Consider the following 14,131-nt stretch of genomic DNA (forward strand, 5'->3'; position numbering starts at 1 on the left):
TCAGCTCTTGTCGATATCCGGCGCGTCGACGGCCTTCATACCGACGATGTGATAGCCTGCGTCCACGTGCAGGTTCTCGCCCGTGGTGCCGCTGCCCAGATCGCTGAGAAGATAGAGCGCGGACTTGCCCACATCCTCGATCGTGATGTTGCGGCGCAGGGGCGAGTTCAGCTCGTTCCATTTCAGGATATAGCGGAAATCGCCGATGCCGCTGGCGGCCAGCGTGCGGATCGGCCCGGCGGAAATGGCGTTCACGCGGATACCGTCGCGGCCCAGGTCCTCGGCCAGGTATTTCACCGACGCCTCGAGAGCTGCCTTGGCCACGCCCATGACGTTGTAATGCGGCATCACCTGTTCGGCGCCATAGTAGGTCAGCGTCAGCATCGAGCCGCCATCGGTCATCAATTTCTCGGCGCGATGGGCCACGGCGGTGAAGGAATAGACCGAGATATCCATCGTCTTGATGAAATTCTCGCGGCTGGTGTCGACGTAGCGGCCGCGCAGCTCGTTCTTGTCGGAAAAGCCGATGGCATGGACCAGGAAGTCGATCTTGCCCCATTTCTTTTCCAACTCGTCGAACAGGGCCCCGATCGAGGCCATGTCGGCCACGTCGCAAGGCAGGACGGTGTCGCTGCCCAGTTCCTCGGCCAGTGGTTTGACGCGTTTCAGCAGCGCCTCGCCCTGGTAGGAAAAGGCCAGTTCGGCACCGGCGTCGGCGCAGGCCTTGGCGATTCCCCATGCAATGGATTTGTCATTGGCCAATCCCATGATCAGCCCACGCTTGCCCGCCATCAGTTGATTTGACATTCAGTGCCCTCGGCCCACTTCGCTTGTCTGACTGCTTTAGGCGATTGCAAAAGGTGCATCAAGCCAAAGACCGGATGCGACGGCATGCAGGCGAGAATGCGTGGCGGGCCGATCAGGTTGTACTTGCGCAATCGCGCGCCGCGGTCTAGCGCGGGAAGGGGACAGGACGGGAAAGATCGAATGACCGACAGAACCGGAAAATTCGCGGGCGACGATCCCTTCGAGATCGCGCGCGTCTGGCTGGCCGAGGCCGAGAAGACCGAGGCCAACGACCCCAACGCCATGGCGCTGGCGACGGTCGATCCCGAGGGGATGCCCAATGTCCGGATGGTTCTGCTGAAAAGCATCGGCCCGGACAGTTTCGTGTTCTATACCAATTACGAGAGCGCCAAGGGCGCCGAGATCGCGGCCAGCGGTAAGGTCGCGCTGGTGCTGCACTGGAAATCGCTGCGCCGACAGATCCGGGTGCGCGGCACCGTCACCCGCGAGGACGGCCCCGAGGCCGACGCCTATTTCGCGTCGCGCTCGCTGAAAAGCCGCCTGGGGGCGTGGGCGTCGAAGCAATCGCAACCGCTGGGCTCGCGGACCGAGCTGATGGCCGAGGTGGCACGCGTGACCGCCGCCAAGGGGCCGAATCCACCGCGTCCCGAGTTTTGGGGTGGGTTTCGTATCGCTCCGGTTGAAATCGAATTCTGGGCCGACGGCGCCTTCCGTTTGCACGATCGGTTTGTCTGGCGGCGCGATACGCAGGGAAGTGCTTGGGAAATCAAACGGTTGAGCCCATAGCGGACGCGCGGTTCAGGGATGCACGGCGTTGAATACCATGGGAGTCTCTTGAAACCGTGGTTCACTTCGGCGCAATATTCCGAAACGGCCTGTGAACACGGCCCAACCGGACAGTGAGCGTGGAAGACTCGGCAAACGGCACCAGGCAATTGCATGGCCATGTAAAGTGGTTCGATCCCGTCAAGGGGTTCGGATTCGTCGTGGCTGACGAGGGCGGTCCGGACATCCTGCTGCACGCCAACGTTCTGCGCAATTTCGGTCAGAGCTCCGTCGCCGACCGTGCCGGCATCCTGCTGACGGTCCAGCAGACCGAACGCGGCGTCCAGGCGGTGGAGGTGCTGGAGATCAAGCCACCGGAGGATGCCGAGGCGACCGGGCTGGCGGATCTGGAAGGCATCGACCCCGAGGTGATCCGCGCCGCGCCGCTGGAACCGGCGCGGGTCAAGTGGTTCGACAAGGGCAAGGGGTTCGGTTTCGCCAACACGTTCGGACGGGACGAGGACGTGTTCGTTCACATAGAAGTGTTGCGCCGGTCGGGTCTTGCGGACTTGCAGCCGGGCGAGGCGCTTGCCATTCGTGTCATAGAAGGTAAACGCGGCCGCATGGCCACGGAGGTGTGTGGATGGGAAATGGCGGTCAAGGAATCCAAAGGCTCCTGACGGGTGCTGCGGCGCTGGTTCTGATGGCGGGGGCCGCGATGGGCGCCTGCCGCGAGGACAAGGTCGATCTGCGCGGCGACTGGGGCTCGGCCAGCTTTACCGTGGAACTGGCCGACGACAACGCTGAACGGTCCCAGGGCCTGATGAACCGCGAGAGCATGGCGCGTTCGGCGGGCATGCTGTTCGCCTATCCGGCCCCGCGTCCGGTGCGGTTCTGGATGCGCAACACGCTTATCCCGCTCGACATGATCTTTCTCGACGACACCGGCACGGTGCAGAAGGTGCATCACGAGGCGCAGCCCCTCGACGAGTCGCTGATCTACGGCGGCGACGCGATCCAGTACGTGCTGGAGATCAATGGCGGCATGGCACGGCAACTGGGCATTTCCGAAGGCACCGAGCTGCGCCATCCGGCGATCGGGGCCGGCGCCGCCGCCTGGCCCTGCGACACCGAATAGGCCTGCGTGCGCCCGTCCCGGGCCTGACCCGGGACCTCGTGCCGGGAGATCCCGGATCAAGTCCGGGATGACATGTCGTGCGGATTTCGCGCGCGTCGCAAAGGGGCTTTCCATTCGTGGCAAAGCTGTCTACATCGGCGCCACGGTCCGGGGCGTGGCGCAGTCTGGTAGCGCACCTGTTTTGGGTACAGGGGGTCGTAGGTTCGAATCCTGCCGCCCCGACCACTTCTTTCCGACATGACGACGCCGACACGCGGGCACCACCGCCTGCGGTCGATTCTGTGGATAACACCGCCAAGAGCGTTGTCGAGGCATGCGCCCGCACTATCTGGGGTGTTTTGCGTGTTTGGGATACCACATGTGGTGGATTCCTGGGCGATTGCGTGTGGGTGTGCCGAACTCGTTCGTTCAGAACCGGCTAAGCCACACGGATAAAAGCGCTTTTCCGGCCCCCGCTGAAGCGGTCAGTCGCACGGGGCCGGGAAAGGAATCACCAGCGGGCCAAACCCGGTGCTGTGGATAACCCGGCGCGCGGAAATTTTTCGGGAATCAAGGTAAAAAATTCGTTGACCAGTGAGGGCCGGATACGTCAGGTTGTGCGGGCGGATCAGCAAGCCACAAGATATAGTGGCGCGGATCTGGAGAGGGACGAACACCACAGACTTCCACCGGCACGGCCGGGACGGCTAGGTGCGACCGGATGCGGCGCATCGGCGGGGATGGGTTTTGCCTCCTGATCCACTGAGACGCGAGGGTCGCGGCCAAGGGTCGTGCAGGTCATAAAACGCTGGATCATGGGGCAGCCACAATGAAGATCGAAAGAAAGTTTACCAAGGCAGGTCAGGACGCTTACGCGGAGCTGGATTTCGTCACCACGAGTTCGGAAATCCGCAACCCTGACGGCACCACCGTCTTCAAGCTGGATGACGTCGAAGTCCCCGCGAAATGGAGCCAGGTCGCCAGCGACGTGATCGCCCAGAAATACTTTCGCAAGGCCGGCGTGCCCACCGAGCTGAAGAAGGTCAAGGAAAAGGACGTGCCCGAGTTCCTGTGGCGCTCGGTTCCCGCCAGCGACGACACGCCGAAAACCGGCGAAACCAGCGCCAAGCAGGTCTTCGACCGGCTGGCCGGCGCCTGGGCCTATTGGGGCTGGAAGGGGGGCTATTTCACCACCGAGGAAGACGCCCGTGCCTATTTCGACGAGATGCGCTTCATGCTGGCGCGGCAGATGGCGGCGCCCAACAGCCCGCAATGGTTCAACACCGGCCTGCACTGGGCTTACGGCATCGACGGCCCCGGCCAGGGCCACTACTACGTGGATTTCAAGACGGGCGAACTGACCAAATCGAGCAGCGCCTATGAGCACCCGCAGCCCCATGCGTGTTTCATCCAGTCGGTCAAGGACGACCTTGTCGGCGACGGCGGCATCATGGATCTGTGGGTGCGCGAGGCCCGCCTGTTCAAGTACGGCTCGGGCACCGGCACCAACTTCTCCTCGCTGCGTGCGGCAAACGAGCCGCTGTCGGGTGGCGGCAAATCCAGCGGCCTGATGGGGTTCCTGAAGATCGGCGACCGTGCGGCGGGTGCGATCAAGTCGGGCGGCACCACGCGCCGCGCCGCCAAGATGGTGATCTGCGACGTCGATCACCCCGATATCGAGGATTTCATCAACTGGAAGGTCATCGAGGAACAGAAGGTGGCGTCGATCGTCGCCGGCTCCAAGATGCACGAGGCGAAGCTGAACGACATCTTCGGCGCGATCCGCGCCTGGGACGGCAGCACCGAGGATGCGGTCGACCCCAGCAAGAACGCACAACTCAAGGACGCCATTCGCGGCGCGAAAAAGTCGGCCATCCCGGAAACCTACGTCAAGCGCGTGCTGGACTACGCTCGCCAGGGCTACGAGAGCATCGAGTTTCCGACCTATGACACCGACTGGGACAGTGAAGCATACGCCTCCGTATCGGGGCAGAACTCCAACAACTCGATCCGCGTGACCGATGCCTTCCTGAAGGCGGTCAAGGACGACGCGATGTGGCCGCTGACCAACCGCACTGACGGCAAGGTGGTCAAGGAAATCCCCGCCCGCGAACTGTGGGAGAAGGTGGGCCATGCCGCATGGGCCTGCGCCGATCCGGGCATCCAGTACCACGACACCGTCAACGCCTGGCACACCTGCCCGGAAGATGGGGAGATCCGCGGCTCGAACCCGTGCTCGGAATACATGTTCCTTGACGACACGGCCTGCAACCTGGCGTCGATGAACCTGCTGCAGTTCTTCGACGGCACCACGTTCGATGCGGAAGCGTATGTTCACGCCACGCGTCTGTGGACAGTGACGCTGGAAATCTCGGTCACGATGGCGCAGTTCCCCAGCCAGGAAATCGCGCAGCTCAGCTATGAATTCCGCACGCTGGGGCTGGGCTACGCCAATATCGGCGGCCTGCTGATGAACATGGGCTTTGGCTATGACAGTGACGAGGGCCGGGCGCTTTGCGGCGCGCTGACAGCGATCATGACCGGCGTGGCCTATGCCACCTCGGCCGAGATGGCCAAGGAACTGGGACCGTTCGCCGGCTACAAGCGCAACAAGGCGCACATGCTGCGGGTCATGCGCAACCACCGCAACGCGGCCTATGGCGCGACCGAGGGCTATGAGGGGCTGGCGGTGAAACCCGTGCCGCTGGACCTGGCCAACGTGCCCGACAGCCGCCTGGCCGATCTGGCGATGGCCAGCTGGGACGAGGCGCTGAAACTGGGCGAAAAGCACGGCTACCGCAACGCGCAGTCGACCGTGATCGCACCCACCGGCACCATCGGTCTGGTGATGGATTGCGACACCACCGGCATCGAGCCCGACTTCGCGCTGGTCAAATTCAAGAAGCTGGCCGGGGGCGGCTATTTCAAGATCATCAACCAGTCGGTGCCCGCCGCGCTTGAAAAGCTGGGCTATGGCAGTGCGCAGATCGAGGAAATCGTGGCCTATGCCGTGGGTCACGGCACCATCGGCAACGCGCCGGGCGTCAACCACACCACGCTGGCGGGCCACGGCTTTGGCGCCAACGAGCTGGCCAAGATCGACGCGGCGCTTGGCAGCGCCTTCGACATCCGCTTTGTCTTCAACCAGTGGACCCTCGGCGAGGAGTTCTGCCGCAACGTGCTGGGCATCCCGGCGGAAAAGCTGAACGACCCGACCTTCGACCTGCTGGCCTCGCTGGGCTATTCCAAGCAGGATATCGAGGCGGCCAACGACCACGTTTGCGGGACGATGACGCTGGAAGGCGCACCGCACCTCAAGGAAGAGCACTACGTGGTCTTCGACTGCGCCAACCCCTGCGGCAAGAAGGGCAAGCGCTTCCTGTCGGTGAACTCCCACATCGACATGATGGCGGCGGCGCAGTCGTTTATTTCGGGCGCGATCTCCAAGACGATCAACATGCCCAACGACGCCACCATCGAGGATTGCCAGGAAGCGTACGAGCGCAGCTGGCAGATGGGGGTCAAGGCCAACGCGCTTTACCGCGACGGCTCGAAACTCAGCCAGCCGCTGGCCGCGGCCCTGGTCGAGGATGACGACGAAGCCGCCGAGGTGCTGGAGACCGGCTCGGCCCAGGAAAAGGCCGCCGTGCTGGCCGAGAAGATCGTCGAGAAGGTGATCGTCAAGGAAATGGTCCGCTCGCACCGCGAGAAGATGCCGGAGCGCCGCAAGGGCTACACCCAGAAGGCCGTCGTCGGCGGGCACAAGGTGTACCTGCGCACGGGCGAATATGGTGACGGCTCGCTTGGCGAGATCTTCATCGACATGCACAAGGAAGGTGCGGGGTTCCGGGCGATGATGAACAACTTCGCCATCGCGGTCAGCGTCGGCTTGCAATACGGCGTGCCGCTGGAGGAGTTCGTGGATGCCTTCACCTTCACCAAGTTCGAACCGGCAGGCATGGTGCAGGGCAACGACAGCATCAAGAACGCGACGTCGATCCTGGACTATATCTTCCGCGAACTGGCGGTCAGCTACCTCGACCGCACGGACCTCGCGCATGTCAAACCCGAAGGCGCGTCGTTCGACGATTTGGGCCGCGGCGAAGAGGAAGGCGTGAGCAATATCAAGGAGATGTCGGGCGAAGCTGCGTCCAAGTCCCTCGAAGTGCTCAAGCAGATCAGCTCCACGGGCTACCTGCGCAAGCGTCTGCCCCAGGAACTGGTGGTGCTGAACGGCGGGGCGGCGCTGGCCACGGCGCTGGACAGCGGCGATCCTGAAACCGCGCTGCAAACGCTGGTGCCGGAAACCAAGGCATCGGTCGCTGCGACCACCACCACGGCGGTCTCGTCAGGCACGGTTGGCATGACGGCGGCGACCAAGGCCAAGATGCAGGGCTACGAAGGCGAGGCCTGCGGCGAATGCGGCAACTACACGCTGGTGCGCAACGGCACCTGCATGAAGTGCAACACCTGCGGCGCAACGAGCGGGTGTAGCTGAGAGACACACATCCCTGGGGGATGTGCAGGGGCGGTCCCGGTTTGGCGTTAGGCCGGCCGCCCCGACGAGACAGGCCAGAGGCGCGAGACATCGCGGACGGTCTGAAGACTAGGGTGGGGGCAGACTATCGCTCTGACCCATCCTGATCCGGGGCGGGTGCGCTCGCCCCTGACGCAGCTCAGGCCGCAGGCAGAAACCGGGCGGTACATAAAGAGTGAGCCTGAGCGGCGAAACTTGCACCGGGGGGCCTTGTGCCCCCCGTTTTTCTTGTGTCCTCAGGGACGTAGCGACCGTTCTTCCCGGACGCAGAAGCCAAGGTCACGCGGTTTCACCCGGGACCGAGGCGGCATCAACTTCAGGTCCATTGTCCGAGCCGAGCGCGTATGAGTGACGGCGCCTTACGGCGTGGCGCGTTGCACCATGCCGAAAAGGTCGCGCGGGTCGTCCGGGTCGGCCAGCAGGTCGAGGTCGAGAAAGCAATCCGTGCCGGGAATATGGTCGCGGATGTAGCGCAGGGCGCTGAAATCCTCGATGGCGAAGCCCACGCTGTCGAAGAGCGTGATTTGCCGGTCGCTGGTCCGGCCCGGTGCGGCCCCGGTCAGGACCTGCCAGAACTCGGTCACCGGATGGTCCGGCTCCATCTGCTGGATCTCGCCCTCGATCCGGGTCTGTTCGGGGTATTCCACGAAAATGTCCGACCGGGTCAAAATCGCCGGGGCAAGTTCCGTCTTGCCGGGGCAGTCGCCGCCGATGGCATTGATATGCACGCCTTCGCCGATCATGTTGTCGGTCAGGATCGTGGCATATTGCTTGTCCGCCGTGCAGGTGGTGATGATCTGCGCGCCTTCCATGCTTTCTTCGGCGCTGTCGCATTCCACCACGTTCAGGCCCAAACCCTTGAGGTTGCGCGCCGCCTTGCGCGTTGCCGCCTTGTCGATGTCCCACAGGCGCACGGTTTTCAGGCCCAGAACCGCCTTCATCGCAAGGCTCTGGAATTCCGACTGCGCGCCGTTGCCGATCATCGCCATGGTGTCCGCGCCCTTGGGCGCCAGGTGTTTCGCCACCAGCGCCGAGGTGGCCGCGGTGCGCAGGGCGGTCAGCACCGTCATCTCGGTCAGCAGCACCGGATAGCCGGTGTCCACATCCGCCAGGAGGCCGAAGGCGGTCACGGTCTGCAGCCCGTCCTTGGTGTTCTTGGGGTGGCCGTTGACGTATTTGAACCCATAGGCTTCGCCGTCCGAGGTGGGCATCAGCTCGATCACGCCCACGTCCGAGTGGCTGGCGACGCGCGGCGTCTTGTCGAACAGCTCCCACCGGGCGAAATCGGCGGCGATATACTCGGCCAGCCCGGTCATCATCTTCTCGATGCCGATCCGGTGCACGAGGCGCATCATGTTCTCGACGGAGACGAACGGCACGAGCGCCTTGTCGGAGGGGGCGAGGATGGGCATGTCAGGCTCCTTTGAAATCAGGCGAAGGCGCGGGTGGGGCGGTCGAAGATGCGGCGGCCAAGCGCCGAGGCGGTCAGTTCCACCATCACCTGCGCCGTGCGGCCGCGCTCGTCGAGGAAGGGGTTGAGTTCGACAAGGTCGAGCGAGGTCATCAGGCCGCTGTCGCAGATCATCTCCATCACCAGATGCGCCTCGCGGATCGTGGCGCCGCCCGGCACGGTGGTGCCAACGGCGGGCGCGATGCCGGGGTCGAGGAAATCGACATCGAACGAGACGTGCAGCATCCCGTTCGCCGCCGCGACCGTGTCGAGGAAGGCGGCGAGGGGCCGCGCGATGCCCTGCTCGTCGATGCTGCGCATGTCGTGGCGATGGGCGGGGGTGGATTGCAGGAATTCCCGTTCGTCCGGGTCGACCGACCGCAGGCCGAGGAAACAGATGTTTTCGTAGGGGACCGGGTGGGCGACCTCGGGAAATCCGTCGAAGCCGTCGCGCCCCGTGGCATAGCCCAGCGGCGTGCCGTGCAGGTTGCCGGATTCCGTGCTTTGCGGAGTGTGGAAATCGGTATGCGCGTCGAGCCACAGCACGAATTGCGGGCGGCCCACGCGGGCGGCATGGTTGGCCACGCCGATCACGCTGCCCAAAGACAGCGCATGGTCGCCGCCGAGGAAAATAGGCAGGCCGCTGTCCATTGCCTTTTCAGCGGCGTCCGCAATGCTCTGGGTCCAGCCGATGGTTTCCGCCGGCTGCACCAGGTGGCCGGGCAGCGAGGCGGGCGCGGTGGCCGGGGCAGGGGTCAGGTTGCCCCAGTCCTCTACCGTGTGGCCCAGTGAGGCCAGCGATGTCTCGATCCCCGCCACGCGCAGCGCGTCCGAGCCCATCAGGCAGCCGCGCCTTGCCTTGCCGCTGTCCACGGGGGCACCGATCAGAATACAGTTGGTCTGGGTCATCGCACGGCTCCTTTTGGTGTTGGCCAGAATGTTGTTGCTAAAATGGTCGGAATGAAGCAGGTATTTTGTTCATACCGAAACCAATATCGGCAAAACGGAGGCTATGGTCTGCAAAATGGATGCGGTGGATCAGAAACTGCTGTCGGCCCTCCGGCACGACGCCCGCGCGTCGCTGTCGGAACTGGCGATGACGCTTGGCGTGTCGCGCACCACGGTGCGCTCGCGGATCGACCGGCTGAAGGCCTCGGGCAAGATCGTCGGCTTCACGGTCGTGCTGAAAGAGGACACGATCCGCGATCCGGTGCGCGGACTGATGATGCTGGGCATCGAGGGGCGCGGCACCGAGCGGGTCGAGCGCCGCCTGCGCGGCCTTTCGGCGGTGCGCGCCCTGCACAGCACCAATGGCCGCTGGGACCTGATCGTCGAGATCGGGGCCGAAACGCTGGAGGAGCTCGATGCGGTGCTGGCCGAGATAAGGCGCTTCGAGGGTGTCGCGACGTCCGAGACGAGCCTGCTCTTGAGCACCAAGAAACAGGCAGGTTAAGCGGCCCGGCGCAGCGCCATCAGCCAGAACACCGCCAAGAGAAGCGAGGCCAGCATGTTCCAGCTGGCCATCGACAGGCCCAGCATCTGCCACGCCACCTCGTTGCAGCGCACCAGCGGCGCTGACATGATCTGTTCCATCAGCTCGTCCGTGCTCATGCCCGCCGTGCTGCCCGACGAACAGGACGAGGGGCCTTCCCACCAGCCGCGTTCGACGCCCGTGTGATAAAAGCCGATCGCGGCCGTGGTCAGCGCCGCCAGCAATCCGGCTCCCAGCAAGAGCCGCACCGCCCCGACGCCCAGAGGCACCAGCAGCACCAGCGCCCCGAAAACGACCGCCGCGCCATGGGGCCAGCGCTGCCAGATGCACATCTTGCACGGCGCAAGCCCGCCCAGGTGCTGAAAGGCCAAAGCGCCCAGAAGCAGGGCCAGGGAGCCGACGGCGGCGAGGAGTACAAGGGAGTTACGGGTCACGTTTGCCTCGAACGGTAAGGGGTGGTCGCATTAGACCGGGTATGCGGTGCTTCGCAAGGGAGGATCTTGCCGGGTCACAGGCCCAGCCATCCCCGGATCAGGCTGACCAGCGTTGCCCCGGCGAAGAGCAGCGTGGCGATCCACGCGGTGCCCAGCACGGCGCCGATCAGAACCAGGATACCGTCGCGTTGCAGCAGGCCCATCGCCACCACCACCACGGCAAAGCCCGGCACGGTGTTGGTGGCGGGCAGGGGCACCAAAATCGACGCGCTGAACAGCACCAGCGCGGCGCCGACGAAGTGATCCATCGGCCTGCGGGTCAGAACCCCGAGGCGCGGCCTGCTCACCGCCTCGATCCGGCGCAGCCATGGGCCGGCGCGTTCGGCCAGCCGGCGCAGGCTGGCCGTGGCGACGCGGCGCGCGGCCAGCTTTCCCGGCAGCCAGGGTACCCGCCGACCGAACATGATCTGGACCGAGACGAACATCAGCGGCAGGGCCACGATCTGCGGCACGCCATAGAGGAACGGGATGCAGCAGGGCAGGGCCAGGATCAGCAGGAAGAGCCCGAAGGCGCGTTCGTGCAACTGCTCCAGGATCCAGGCCAGCGAGACCTCGGTGCCCTCGGCGCGGGCGGTCAACTGGTCCAGCCGGTCCGAGATCGCAAGATCTTCCGGGGCGGTCTCGGTCATGCTCTGGGGTCCTTGGACAGAGAGGGGCGAAGGGGTCGTCGGCTCTGCGGTAGCAAATCGCATGGCCCGACGCCAGCGTCAGTTCTGCTATTGTCCTCGGGCGACGAGTTGGGTAGAGGTTGGGTCCGTGCCCAAGTGGCGGAATGGTAGACGCAGGGGATTCAAAATCCCCCGGTAGTGATACCGTGCCGGTTCGAGTCCGGCCTTGGGTACCAATGATTTCAATGGGTTGCACGCTGAGCAATGAGGTGCTGGTCTTCAGGCGTTGTGTGACTCCCACACGCGACTCCCACATCATTCTTTGAAGCGCCGCTTCTGTGCGGTTCGCGACATTGCTTTGCGGTTCGCCTGTTTCCGGTAGTATGCTACTGTTTCAGCGCTCTGGCCTGTTACAGCTTGGATTTCCGCGTCGGAGCAGTTGGCTTCCGCGAGTTCAACGCATGCGCGTTTGCGGAGACCATGTAGAGTGTAACGATTTGCGTCGTCGTCGTGCTCCTTGGCAAGGTCGAGAAGTGTCGCGCGCCATGCTCGGAATGACTTCTCCACAGAGTCATAGGAGCGCGGCGCGTTCTCCGACTTAGCAAGCACATGCATTGGGCCTTCCTCAAGGTTCTCGATCAGCGTTCGCAAACGGACAGGGCAACAGATCTCGAATGTCTCATCGCCCTTTTCATCCGTGACTGCAATCCAATCGCCATTCAAGGCGTTTCTGGGCGTCTTGATCGCCGCAGCAGGCCTCTGTCCGGTCCCATGGATCAGTTCACCTGCAATCCGCACATCTTCGGGCGCGGTGGCAAGCGCCTCGAGCATCCAATCTGGCCACGCCAAGAATTCACGTTGCGAGCCAAACTTGTCGACGCCTTGGGCCGGATTCTCTCGAAGCGGCCAGTCCATCTTGTTTTTCGCATAATTCCAAAGAATGGAAACTGTCTGCAACATCCAGTCGGCTGCTCTCGGCGTCGCTGACATTCCGTTGTGCTTTTTTCGGATAGCTGACTTGGTGGTCGAAGACATTGGCTTATCAGCGTTCTTTTCGAGAATCTTCTCAAACTCACGGTTGTACGACTTCTTGGTGCCGTCCGAGAGTTTCATCTGGATCCGCGCATCACTACGCCACTCGCGAATGCATTCAGCCCAAGTTGGACTTGCCCGGTTTTGGTGGAGAGCGTTTAGCTCCCTTCGCGGGCCTTTCGCTCGAATGCTATCGGGCTTTGGAAGCCGAGCGATGAATGGCGTCTGACGGGATTGTAGAACCCGTCGATGTATCTGGCGATGGCGTTTTCGGCCTGTTGGCGGGATTTCCAGGCGACCGGCCAGATCAGCTCCGACTTGATGGTTTTGAAGAACGTTTCCACCATTGAGTTGTCATAGCAGTTCCCGCGCCCGCTCATCGAGATCAAGATGCCACGTTTGCGGAGCCGCGCCTGATAGTCCACCGAGCAGTATTGCGATCCGCGGTCGGAATGGTGAACCAGTCCTGGCTCAGGGTTGCGAGCGGCCAGAGCATGGCGCAGGGCTGCGATGGCGAGGTCACGCTTCAGACGATCACTCGTGGCCCAACCGACGACGCGGCGCGAGAAGAGGTCCAAGACAATGGCAAGGTAAAGCCAGCCCTCTGCCGTCCAGATGTAGGAGATGTCCGCACCCCACTTCCTGTCCGGACAGTCCGCCGCGAAATCTTGTGCCACGAGGTTGGGCGCCACAGGCCAGGCATGTTCACTGTCCGTCGTCCGTTTAAAGCGCCGCTTTTGCCGCGCGATCAACTGGTTCTCGCGCATCAGTCGTGCCGTGCGGTGCCGCCCTATCTTGAGCCCCTCATTGACGAGGTCGCGGTGCATGCGGGGACTGCCGTAGGTCCCGTTCGACAGCTCAAAGGCCGTTCGAATGTGGGCAAGATGGATCATGTCCTGCTGCTGGCGATGACAGGCAGGGCGGTCCCGCCAAGCGAAGAACCCGCTCTGGCTGACACCGAGAACATGACACATTCGCCGGATCGGGAAGCTGGCCTTCTCCGCCTCTATGAAAGCGAAGCTCATCGACTTGCGTCTTTCGCGAAGAAGGTTGCGGCCTTTTTTAAGATGTCGCGCTCCTGCTTCAGAACCGCGTTCTCGCGTCGCAACCGCTTCAGCTCCGCGTGCAGATCGACCGATGCCTCGACCGGCCCACCAGCGTCCCGCTCGCGACTGAGCCATCGCGTCAGTGTCGAAAGCCCGATCCCCAGATCCTCCGCGATCTCCCGTCGCGTCCGGCCGCTGGTCAGCGCCAGCCGCACCGCTTCACGCCGGAACTCCGGCGTCGGTCTGTTTCCGTTTCCCATAGAACACCTCCTGGTTCCTCAGTTGGTGCTCTCCACTTTTCCAGGGCAAGTCCAGATGAGATCTATGCGTTGGAGGAGGACATGGTGGGGCCCAACACGCTCGCACCAAGGGGACTCAACATGATCCCGGGCGGTCGAAGCGGTATCTCCGTTCTCGCAGGGATGGGACTCACAGCGACCATGGAGACCCGGGATCGCGCCTTGGGCAAAGCGATCCGCCGAAGGGCGGCAGGGCTTCCGTTCTTCCGCCGCCCCCACATAAGGGAATACAAGCCGGGGCGGTATACCAATGTTTCGGGGTGCTGGGTGCGTCCTGGTGGTGCCACTGGGGACTGATGGGCTCCAACTACCAATGTGAGATTGTCGTTGCCTGGTGGAAACACGCTGGCAACGAATTCTCCCTCCATAAGGCGAAACCCAGCGGGCCTATTTCGCTCGGACCGGCGCATTGATTTCAGGAATAATGCGGATTGACTTGCAAGCCTGACCCACTCGCCTGAGTGCTTCTTCCTGGCTCCAGCCG

At 63.3% G+C, this 14,131-nt stretch carries 12 protein-coding genes and 2 tRNA genes; 7 read left to right on the forward strand and 7 right to left on the reverse strand.

Annotation, left to right across the window (positions count from 1 at the left end; translation table 11 throughout):
• Window positions 1-807, reverse strand: a complete 807-nt coding sequence (gene fabI, locus FIU89_RS08740; protein ID WP_152492240.1) for an enoyl-ACP reductase FabI — start codon at window positions 805-807, stop codon at window positions 1-3.
• Between the two features lie 180 nt (window positions 808-987).
• Here fabI and pdxH point away from each other — a divergent pair, with 180 nt between their 5' ends.
• The 5 genes from pdxH (at window position 988) to FIU89_RS08765 (ending at window position 7,187) form a co-directional block, all read left to right on the forward strand.
• Complete coding sequence (pdxH, locus tag FIU89_RS08745; RefSeq protein ID WP_152492241.1) at window positions 988-1,593, forward strand: pyridoxamine 5'-phosphate oxidase; 606 nt, start codon at window positions 988-990, stop codon at window positions 1,591-1,593.
• Window positions 1,594-1,706: 113 nt separating this feature from the next.
• Window positions 1,707-2,252, forward strand: coding sequence for a cold-shock protein (locus FIU89_RS08750; protein ID WP_152492242.1), 546 nt, complete (start codon window positions 1,707-1,709; stop codon window positions 2,250-2,252).
• On the forward strand, window positions 2,216-2,710 hold the full coding sequence (locus FIU89_RS08755; RefSeq protein WP_152492243.1) for a DUF192 domain-containing protein: 495 nt from the start codon (window positions 2,216-2,218) through the stop codon (window positions 2,708-2,710). Before FIU89_RS08750 ends, FIU89_RS08755 begins: the two co-directional genes overlap by 37 nt.
• A 148-nt stretch (window positions 2,711-2,858) precedes the next feature.
• A tRNA-Pro gene (locus FIU89_RS08760) sits at window positions 2,859-2,935 on the forward strand.
• A gap of 583 nt (window positions 2,936-3,518) precedes the next feature.
• A complete protein-coding gene (locus tag FIU89_RS08765; RefSeq protein WP_152492244.1) occupies window positions 3,519-7,187 on the forward strand; it encodes a vitamin B12-dependent ribonucleotide reductase in 3,669 nt (1,222 codons plus the stop codon).
• A gap of 398 nt (window positions 7,188-7,585) precedes the next feature.
• On the opposite strand, the gene FIU89_RS08770 is transcribed toward FIU89_RS08765, so the two are convergent.
• Together FIU89_RS08770 and rocF are read right to left on the reverse strand one after the other, a co-directional pair.
• Window positions 7,586-8,632 (reverse strand): ornithine cyclodeaminase, encoded by a 1,047-nt coding sequence (locus tag FIU89_RS08770; RefSeq protein WP_152494453.1) that lies wholly within the window; start codon window positions 8,630-8,632, stop codon window positions 7,586-7,588.
• 23 nt (window positions 8,633-8,655) lie between these two features.
• Window positions 8,656-9,585 carry an arginase gene (rocF, locus tag FIU89_RS08775; protein WP_152492245.1) on the reverse strand — a complete coding sequence of 310 codons (930 nt, stop codon included), beginning with the start codon at window positions 9,583-9,585 and terminating at the stop codon, window positions 8,656-8,658.
• 115 nt (window positions 9,586-9,700) lie between these two features.
• On the opposite strand from rocF, the gene FIU89_RS08780 reads away from it, so the two are divergent.
• Window positions 9,701-10,129 carry an Lrp/AsnC family transcriptional regulator gene (locus FIU89_RS08780; RefSeq protein ID WP_152494454.1) on the forward strand — a complete coding sequence of 143 codons (429 nt, stop codon included), beginning with the start codon at window positions 9,701-9,703 and terminating at the stop codon, window positions 10,127-10,129.
• Here FIU89_RS08780 and FIU89_RS08785 read toward each other — a convergent pair.
• Entirely contained in the window at window positions 10,126-10,602 is a 477-nt protein-coding gene (locus FIU89_RS08785; protein ID WP_152492246.1) for a disulfide bond formation protein B, read from the reverse strand. The genes FIU89_RS08780 and FIU89_RS08785 overlap by 4 nt on opposite strands.
• 74 nt (window positions 10,603-10,676) lie before the next feature.
• The gene (locus FIU89_RS08790) at window positions 10,677-11,291 is read right to left on the reverse strand and encodes an exopolysaccharide biosynthesis protein (RefSeq protein ID WP_152492247.1); all 615 of its coding nucleotides are present in this window, start codon (window positions 11,289-11,291) and stop codon (window positions 10,677-10,679) included.
• Between the two features lie 129 nt (window positions 11,292-11,420).
• Between FIU89_RS08790 and FIU89_RS08795 the strand changes: the two genes are divergently transcribed.
• A tRNA-Leu gene (locus tag FIU89_RS08795) sits at window positions 11,421-11,506 on the forward strand.
• A 79-nt stretch (window positions 11,507-11,585) separates the two neighbouring features.
• On the opposite strand, the gene FIU89_RS08800 is transcribed toward FIU89_RS08795, so the two are convergent.
• Both FIU89_RS08800 and FIU89_RS08805 read right to left on the reverse strand, forming a co-directional pair.
• On the reverse strand, window positions 11,586-12,383 hold the full coding sequence (locus FIU89_RS08800) for a hypothetical protein (RefSeq protein WP_152492248.1): 798 nt from the start codon (window positions 12,381-12,383) through the stop codon (window positions 11,586-11,588).
• 77 nt (window positions 12,384-12,460) lie between these two features.
• Window positions 12,461-13,608, reverse strand: a protein-coding gene (locus FIU89_RS08805) for an IS3 family transposase (protein WP_152492249.1) whose coding sequence is annotated in 2 segments (ribosomal slippage) — window positions 12,461-13,335 and window positions 13,335-13,608 — 1,149 coding nt in all. Because the reading frame shifts where the segments join, the coding sequence is not laid out codon by codon here.
• Window positions 13,609-14,131: the final 523 nt, after the last annotated feature.

It is taken from the genome of Roseovarius sp. THAF27 (genome assembly GCF_009363655.1).
Lineage (GTDB): Bacteria > Pseudomonadota > Alphaproteobacteria > Rhodobacterales > Rhodobacteraceae > Roseovarius.